Annotated in this window: 8 protein-coding genes; all 8 read left to right on the forward strand. The window is 58.2% G+C overall.

Annotated features, from left to right (window positions below; genetic code table 11):
- The first annotated feature begins 12 nt into the window (after positions 1-12).
- Positions 13-768, forward strand: a complete 756-nt coding sequence (locus PSAKL28_RS03900; RefSeq protein ID WP_038606842.1) for a tetratricopeptide repeat protein — start codon at positions 13-15, stop codon at positions 766-768.
- The gene (locus PSAKL28_RS03905; protein ID WP_038606844.1) at positions 768-1,097 is read left to right on the forward strand and encodes a YqcC family protein; all 330 of its coding nucleotides are present in this window, start codon (positions 768-770) and stop codon (positions 1,095-1,097) included. The genes PSAKL28_RS03900 and PSAKL28_RS03905 overlap by 1 nt, the downstream gene beginning before the upstream one ends.
- Positions 1,098-1,519: 422 nt before the next feature.
- Complete coding sequence (locus PSAKL28_RS03910; RefSeq protein WP_038616232.1) at positions 1,520-3,244, forward strand: acetolactate synthase 3 large subunit; 1,725 nt, start codon at positions 1,520-1,522, stop codon at positions 3,242-3,244.
- Between the two features lie 2 nt (positions 3,245-3,246).
- On the forward strand, positions 3,247-3,738 hold the full coding sequence (gene ilvN / locus PSAKL28_RS03915) for an acetolactate synthase small subunit (RefSeq protein WP_010223016.1): 492 nt from the start codon (positions 3,247-3,249) through the stop codon (positions 3,736-3,738).
- Between the two features lie 51 nt (positions 3,739-3,789).
- Positions 3,790-4,806, forward strand: a complete 1,017-nt coding sequence (gene ilvC, locus PSAKL28_RS03920; RefSeq protein ID WP_038616234.1) for a ketol-acid reductoisomerase — start codon at positions 3,790-3,792, stop codon at positions 4,804-4,806.
- 146 nt (positions 4,807-4,952) lie between these two features.
- Entirely contained in the window at positions 4,953-5,810 is an 858-nt protein-coding gene (gene pssA / locus PSAKL28_RS03925) for a CDP-diacylglycerol--serine O-phosphatidyltransferase (protein ID WP_038606846.1), read from the forward strand.
- 62 nt (positions 5,811-5,872) lie between these two features.
- The gene (gene msrP, locus PSAKL28_RS03930) at positions 5,873-6,886 is read left to right on the forward strand and encodes a protein-methionine-sulfoxide reductase catalytic subunit MsrP (protein ID WP_038606849.1); all 1,014 of its coding nucleotides are present in this window, start codon (positions 5,873-5,875) and stop codon (positions 6,884-6,886) included.
- Positions 6,886-7,506 (forward strand): protein-methionine-sulfoxide reductase heme-binding subunit MsrQ, encoded by a 621-nt coding sequence (gene msrQ, locus PSAKL28_RS03935; RefSeq protein ID WP_038606852.1) that lies wholly within the window; start codon positions 6,886-6,888, stop codon positions 7,504-7,506. The genes msrP and msrQ overlap by 1 nt, the downstream gene beginning before the upstream one ends.
- The last annotated feature ends 366 nt before the right edge of the window (positions 7,507-7,872 follow it).

Here is a 7,872-nt window from a genome sequence, read left to right on the forward strand (position 1 = left end):
AGAGGGTGTGAAGTGAACAAGTGGTGGTTTCCTGCCTTGACGGCACTGGCTTTGCTCAACGGTTGCGCCAACGTTCAGCGTGGCTCGATTCCCGTGGTCGACTCGAGCACGCGTGTGTCCAATAGCGAACGGGTCACGGCCAGCCGTGGTGCCCAGGTCAACACCGGTACTCGTCAGGCCCAGGCCGTGCCGCAGGACTCCGGTGTCACCGTGATGGTCCCGCAGGGCGCGGGTGCGGCACCGATCCAGACGTTCCCGGCTTCGACGGCGTCTGCGCCGATCAGCACCGGCCCGATTACACCGGGGCCAAGCAGTTCGGTGCCCTTCGATAGCGGTTCGACCAATGCCGGCAGCTACACCATGCCGAGCACTAGCGCTCCGAGCGCGCCTAGCGGCATCCCGCGCAGCGGCGCGGTCAGTGGTGGCCTGTCGGCTGACGAACAGCTCGACGGCCCAGTGCTGGCGCTGCTGACCACTGCCCAGCAACAGCAGGGCAGCGGTGATTACAACGGTGCCTCGTCGAGCCTGGAGCGTGCCCAGCGTATTGCCCCGCGCGAGCCGCAGGTGCTTTACCGCCTGGCCCAGGTGCGCCTGGCTCAGGGCGATGCAGCGCAATCGGAACAGCTTGCCCGCCGTGCGCTGACCTATGCCAACGGCCGTCCTGACCTGCAAGCAGGCCTGTGGGGCATCATTGCCCAGGCACGCGAGAAGCAGGGCGACTCGGCAGGTGCAGCGCTGGCGCGGCAGAAAGCCCAGGTCAACCTGTAATGGACCCGCGCATTCTGGATATCGCCGATCACTTGTTGCTGATCGAGCACGAGCTGCACGCCCAGGGTTGGTGGAGTGAGACCGCGCCCAGTGCCCAGGCACTGGCCAGCACTGTGCCTTTTGCTGTCGACAGCATGAACTTCGATCAGTGGCTGCAGTGGATTTTCCTGCCGAAAATGAAAGAGATTCTCGAGAAGGGCCTGGCGCTGCCAAGCGCCTCCGGGATCCTGGTCATGGCTGAAACGGTTTATGCCGATCGCCCGGAGCAAAGCCGCGAGCTACGCAGGCTGCTTGCAGAGTTTGACCAATTGATCAGTCCATCTGCCTGAATTTCCCTCTTTTCACCCTTGGAGCCACAGTTTGTGGCTCTTTTTGTTTGTAATGTTGGTTTTTCTGCTGCTGTCGCTAGCATTAGTGGTGGCTGTAGTTCGTCCTTGCGCTAAATTGGCAATAATTTTTCTTGACTTGCGCGCGCCGAAAAAGAAGAATCCAGATTCCGCTGTAGAGGGACTGCCAGAAGCAGACCCGCTAAGCAGATCATGAGGCGCACACCCGCGCCGACCTGTTACACCCCGCAACGCGTTACCTCGCGCTGGGTGGGAAAACCCCGCAACACTTTGGGGCGCTCCCAATACTTGCTCAGTCAGTGCTGACGTAGTCGGCGATTCCGTCGCTCATGCTCTGCTTGGCAGTAAACCTATTAAGACCCGTCCACCGTGGGCGGTATTCTGGCGTTTTAGAGGTGAACAACGTGGAGCTTTTATCTGGCGCTGAGATGGTCGTCCGCTTTTTGCGTGACGAAGGCGTTAAGCACATCTACGGGTACCCTGGTGGTGCTCTCCTGCATGTTTACGATGCCCTGTTCAAAGAACCGGAAGTAAGCCACATCCTGGTTCGTCACGAGCAGGCGGCTACCCATATGGCGGACGGTTACGCCCGTGCCACCGGCAAGGCCGGCGTGGTACTGGTAACCTCCGGTCCGGGCGCAACCAATGCCATTACCGGTATTGCCACTGCGTACATGGACTCCATTCCGATGGTTATCCTTTCCGGCCAGGTGCCTAGCACCATGGTGGGTACCGATGCCTTCCAGGAAACCGACATGATCGGTATTTCCCGGCCGATCGTGAAGCACAGCTTCATGATCAAACATGCATCGGAAATCCCGGAAGTCCTGAAAAAAGCCTTCTACCTGGCGCAGTCCGGTCGTCCGGGTCCGGTGGTGGTCGATATCCCGAAAGACATGACCAACCCGGCGGAAAAGTTCGAATACGTCTACCCGAAAAAGGTCAAGCTTCGCTCTTACAGCCCGGCTGTCCGTGGTCACTCGGGGCAGATCCGCAAAGCAGCTGAAATGCTCCTGGCTGCCAAGCGTCCTGTGGTCTACGCCGGTGGCGGCGTGATCCTCGGTGGCGGCTCGGCTGCCCTGACCGAGATCGCGCAGATGCTCAATCTGCCAGTCACCAATACCCTGATGGGGTTGGGTGGCTATCCGGGTACCGATCGCCAGTTCCTCGGCATGCTCGGTATGCACGGCAGCTACACTGCCAACCTGGCCATGCACCACGCCGATGTGATTTTCGCCGTCGGTGCGCGCTTTGACGACCGTGTGGTCAACGGTCCGGCCAAGTTCTGCCCGAACGCCAAGGTTATCCACATCGATATCGATCCGGCGTCGATCTCCAAGACCATCAAGGCCGACGTGCCGATTGTTGGTCCGGTCGAGAGCGTCCTGACCGAAATGGTTGCGACCCTGCGCGAAATCGGCGAGCAGCCGGAAAAAGCTGCGATGGATGCCTGGTGGAAGCAGATCGAAGAGTGGCGCGGTGACCGTGACATGTTCCCTTATGACAAGGGCGACGGTAACGTCATCAAGCCGCAGACCGTGATCGAGACCCTCTGCGAAGTGACCAAGGGCGATGCCTTCATCACTTCCGATGTGGGTCAGCACCAGATGTTCGCGGCGCAGTACTACCGCTTCAACAAACCCAATCGCTGGATCAACTCCGGTGGTCTGGGCACCATGGGCTTCGGTTTCCCGGCGGCCATGGGCGTCAAGCTGAACTTCCCGGACCAGGACGTTGCCTGCGTCACCGGCGAGGGCAGCATCCAGATGAACATTCAGGAGCTGTCGACCTGCCTGCAGTACGACCTGCCGGTGAAAATCGTCAACCTGAACAACGGTGTATTGGGTATGGTCCGCCAGTGGCAGGACATGGCCTACAACAGCCGTCACTCGCACTCCTATATGGAATCGCTGCCTGACTTCGTCAAGCTGGCTGAAGCCTATGGTCACGTGGGCATCCGCATCACCAGCCTGAAGGACCTCAAGCCCAAGCTCGAAGAAGCGTTCGCGATGAAAGACCGCCTGGTGTTCATTGATATCCAGGTCGACAACAGCGAACACGTCTACCCGATGCAGATCAAAGACGGCTCTATGCGCGACATGTGGCTGAGCAAGACGGAGCGTACCTAATCATGCGGCACATTATTTCCCTGCTGTTGGAAAACGAACCCGGTGCCTTGTCTCGCGTGGTTGGTCTGTTCTCGCAGCGTAACTACAACATCGAAAGCCTGACCGTAGCTCCGACTGAAGACCCGACCCTGTCGCGTCTGACGTTGACCACGGTCGGTCATGATGAGGTGATCGAGCAGATCACCAAAAACCTGAACAAGCTGGTTGAAGTCGTCAAGCTGGTCGACCTCTCGGAAAGCGCGCACATCGAACGTGAACTGATGCTGGTCAAGATCAAGGCCACGGGCGCACAGCGTGCCGAGATCAAACGCACCACCGATATCTATCGTGGGCAGATCGTCGATGTCAGCAGCAGCGTCTACACCGTGCAGCTGACTGGCGCCAGCGACAAGCTTGACAGCTTCATTCAGGCCATCGGTACCGCGTCCATTCTCGAAACAGTGCGCAGCGGCGTTACCGGCATTGCCCGTGGCGACAAAGTGCTCAGCATCTAACTCAAAAAATTAGCGATGGCCCTATCGGGCCGAGATAACAGGGGTATGTTCATGAAAGTTTTCTACGACAAAGACTGCGACCTTTCGATCATCCAGGGCAAAAAAGTTGCCATCATCGGCTACGGCTCCCAGGGTCACGCTCAAGCGTGCAACCTGAAAGACTCCGGTGTGGATGTCACTGTCGGTCTGCGTAAAGGCTCGGCTACCGTTGCCAAAGCTGAAGCTCACGGCCTGAAAGTTGCCGATGTGGCTTCTGCTGTTGCGGCTGCCGACCTGGTCATGATCCTGACCCCGGACGAATTCCAAGGCCAGCTGTACAAGAACGAAATCGAACCGAACATCAAGAAAGGCGCCACCCTGGCCTTCTCCCACGGTTTCGCCATCCACTACAACCAGGTTGTGCCACGCGCTGACCTGGACGTGATCATGATCGCGCCAAAAGCGCCAGGTCACACCGTACGTTCCGAGTTCGTCAAAGGCGGCGGCATTCCTGACCTGATCGCTATCTACCAGGACGCCTCGGGCAACGCCAAGAACGTTGCACTGTCCTACGCCGCTGGCGTTGGTGGCGGCCGTACCGGCATCATCGAAACCACCTTCAAGGACGAGACCGAAACCGACCTGTTCGGCGAGCAGGCTGTTCTGTGCGGTGGTACCGTCGAGCTGGTCAAAGCTGGCTTCGAAACCCTGGTTGAAGCGGGCTACGCGCCAGAAATGGCCTACTTCGAATGCCTGCACGAACTGAAGCTGATCGTTGACCTCATGTACGAAGGCGGTATCGCCAACATGAACTACTCGATCTCCAACAACGCCGAATACGGCGAGTACGTGACCGGCCCTGAAGTCATCAACGCCGAATCCCGTCAGGCCATGCGTAACGCTCTGAAGCGCATCCAGGACGGCGAGTACGCCAAGATGTTCATCAGCGAAGGTGCTACCGGCTACCCATCGATGACCGCCAAGCGCCGTAACAACGCCGCTCACGGCATCGAAGTCATCGGCGAGCAACTGCGCTCGATGATGCCTTGGATTGCAGCCAACAAAATCGTCGACAAGGCCAAGAACTGAGTCTGTCTCGATGCGATGAAAACGCGGCTTCGGCCGCGTTTTTTCGTTTAGGCGGTCAGCTTCTGGTATAAAGCTTCATCGTCTGTCGGCGAACCCTCGTCGCAGACCTCTGTCGAAACTTTCCACACCGTTGCAAGGTAATGTCCATGAGCGAACGTCCCGAAGAGCCGAACAAGGCCTCTGACGCCGAAAGCCTGCTACCGATCGATGAGCATGTTGAAGAAGGGCATGACGCCGAAGGACGCAAGGTTCGGCATCGCGGTATCTATCTGCTGCCCAACCTGTTCACCACCGCGAACCTGTTCGCCGGTTTCTATTCCATCATCAATTCCATGAGTGCCCAGGCTGCCCTGAGTGCTGGCGATCCGCGTGAAGCGAGCAAGTACTTCGCATTTGCCGCCATTGCCATTTTTGTCGCGATGGTGCTCGACGGCCTCGATGGCCGTGTTGCACGTATGACCAACACCCAAAGCGCCTTCGGTGCCGAGTACGACTCGCTGTCGGACATGGTTGCCTTTGGTGTGGCGCCTGCGTTGTTGGCGTTCGGCTGGGCCCTGGGTGACATGGGCAAGGTCGGCTGGATGGTCGCCTTCATCTATGTCGCTGGCGCTGCTTTGCGTCTGGCGCGCTTTAACACCCAGGTCGGCACGGCCGACAAACGCTACTTCATCGGTCTGGCCAGCCCGGCAGCGGCGGGCGTGGTGGCCGGTACCGTCTGGGCCTTCAGTGACTATGGTATCCAGGGTTCGAAGCTTTCGTTCCTGGTGGCGTTGCTGGTGGCCGCGGCGGGCATGCTGATGGTCAGCAACATCAAGTACAACAGCTTCAAGGAGCTGGATCTCAAAGGGCGCGTGCCGTTCGTAGCGATCCTCGCCGTAGTGCTGGTGTTCGCGGTAGTCTTCAGTGATCCACCACGCATTCTGCTGCTGGTGTTCCTCGGCTATGCGGCCTCCGGTCCTGTGCAATACCTGTTGCGCATGCGTCGGCGTAAAAACGTCGAGTGATGTAATTTCGCTCGGGCTCCGTAGTCTACTGGTGCATCAGTCCCCAGTTCTACGGAGCCATCATGCTCATCAAGCTGTCCAAAGCCTCCGATTGCCGCGAAGCGGACGTCACTCCAGAATCCCTGTATGTCTCGCGCCGTGCCTTGCTCGGCGGTACGGCGGCCACATTGGCGGTTTGCGCACTGCCTCGATGGGCCGGCGCGGCTGAAATGTCGCGCTATACCGATGTCGAGGCGGGCGCGGCGCCAGCCTGGTTCAGTGACAAACTGTCGGCGACCCGCTGGCAGGCAGTTACTGCGCCGGGGGAGGCGATCACCCCCTATAAAGACGCCACCCACTACAACAACTTCTATGAGTTCGGCACCGACAAGGGCGATCCGGCGGCCAATGCCGGCAGCCTGAAGACCGAACCCTGGACGGTGGTGATTGACGGCGAGGTGGGCAAGCCCGGGCGCTATGCGCTGGAAGACTTCATGCAGCCTTATCAGCTGGAGGAGCGTATCTATCGCCTGCGTTGCGTCGAGGCCTGGTCCATGGTCATTCCCTGGCTTGGTTTTCCACTGTCGACTCTGCTCAAGCAGGTAGAGCCAACCTCGAAGGCGCGCTTTATTCGCTTCGAAACACTGCAGGATCCCAAGAGTATGCCGGGGCAGCGCTCCAGCTTCGCCCTTATCGACTGGCCTTATGTAGAGGGCTTGCGTCTGGATGAGGCGATGAATCCTTTGGCGATTCTGGCCGTTGGCATGTATGGGCGCGAGTTGCCCAATCAGAATGGTGCGCCGTTACGTTTGGTGGTGCCTTGGAAGTACGGCTTCAAGAGCATCAAGTCGATTGTGCGTATCAGCCTGGTTGCGGAGCAGCCGCGTACTACCTGGCAGGTCATCGCGCCCGAAGAATATGGCTTCTATGCCAACGTCAATCCCGAGGTTGATCACCCACGCTGGACCCAGGCCCGGGAGCGACGCCTACCCAGCGGGCTGTTCAGTCCCAATGTGCGTCCTACCCAGATGTTCAATGGCTACGCCGAGGAAGTAGCGGGGCTTTATAGCGGGCTTGATCTACGGAAGAACTATTGATGCGCTATCCATTGTTTCGACTTGGCATCTTTGTCCTGGCCAGTATCTGGCCGCTGTGGTGGCTGTATGAGGCGGCCATGAATGCGCTGGGGCCGGATCCTGGCAAGATTCTGGTCGACCGGTTGGGGTTGGGCGCGCTGATCTTTCTGCTGATCACCCTGAGCATGACGCCGCTGCAGCGTTTGACCGGTTGGGCGGGGTGGATCGTTTCGCGCCGGCAGCTAGGGCTGTGGTGCTTTGCTTATATAGTGCTGCACATGACCTCGTATATGGTCTTCGTGCTGGGGTTGGACTGGGGGCAGCTGGGTGTGGAGCTGAGCAAGCGGCCGTACATCATCGTCGGGGCTTTGGGCTTTGTTGGATTGCTGGCTTTGGCCGTAACTTCCAATCGCTACAGTCAGCGACGTCTGGGGGCGCGTTGGAAGAAGCTTCATAAGTTGGTCTATGTGATTCTTGCCTTGGGTTTGTTGCACTTTCTTTGGGTCGTGCGGGCCGATCTTAAGGAGTGGGCTGTTTATGCGGGCATTGGAGCCTTTCTGCTGGCGCTGCGTATTCCGCTGTTTGCCAAGCGAATTCCACGCCTTGCGGGTCGAAAAACAGCTTCTGCAACAAAAGCTTAAATAAGTCCTTGACGTGCCTGTGGATCTCTCTATAATTCGCCCCACTTCCGGCGCAGTCGGAACGGAAAACTCCTTGAGATTCAACGAGTTAGATGTTCCAAGTAATGCAGGAAGGGCTTCGATCGAAAGATCGACAGCGGTGAAAAAGGTGGTTGACAGCGGATTGAAACGCTGTAGAATTCGCCTCCCGCTGACGAGAGATCGCAGCGAGTTAAGCGGTTGAAGTTGAAAGAGAAATTCTGAAAAACTTCAAAATAAACGCTTGACAGGCTCTGAGGAAAGCGTAGAATGCGCGCCTCGGTTGAAGCGAAAGACTTCAGCCACCGCTCTTTAACAATCGAATCAAGCAATTCGTGTGGGTGCTTG

Origin of the sequence: Pseudomonas alkylphenolica (assembly GCF_000746525.1) — a bacterium.
Lineage (GTDB): Bacteria > Pseudomonadota > Gammaproteobacteria > Pseudomonadales > Pseudomonadaceae > Aquipseudomonas > Aquipseudomonas alkylphenolica.

Bases quoted from the DNA above. Each gene is read 5' to 3' on its own strand.
- PSAKL28_RS03905 (WP_038606844.1), top strand. From the start codon at position 768: ATGGACCCGCGCATTCTGGATATCGCCGATCACTTGTTGCTGATCGAG.
- ilvN (WP_010223016.1), top strand. From the start codon at position 3,247: ATGCGGCACATTATTTCCCTGCTGTTGGAAAACGAACCCGGTGCCTTG.
- ilvC (WP_038616234.1), top strand. From the start codon at position 3,790: ATGAAAGTTTTCTACGACAAAGACTGCGACCTTTCGATCATCCAGGGC.
- pssA (WP_038606846.1), top strand. From the start codon at position 4,953: ATGAGCGAACGTCCCGAAGAGCCGAACAAGGCCTCTGACGCCGAAAGC.
- msrP (WP_038606849.1), top strand. From the start codon at position 5,873: ATGCTCATCAAGCTGTCCAAAGCCTCCGATTGCCGCGAAGCGGACGTC.
- msrQ (WP_038606852.1), top strand. From the start codon at position 6,886: ATGCGCTATCCATTGTTTCGACTTGGCATCTTTGTCCTGGCCAGTATC.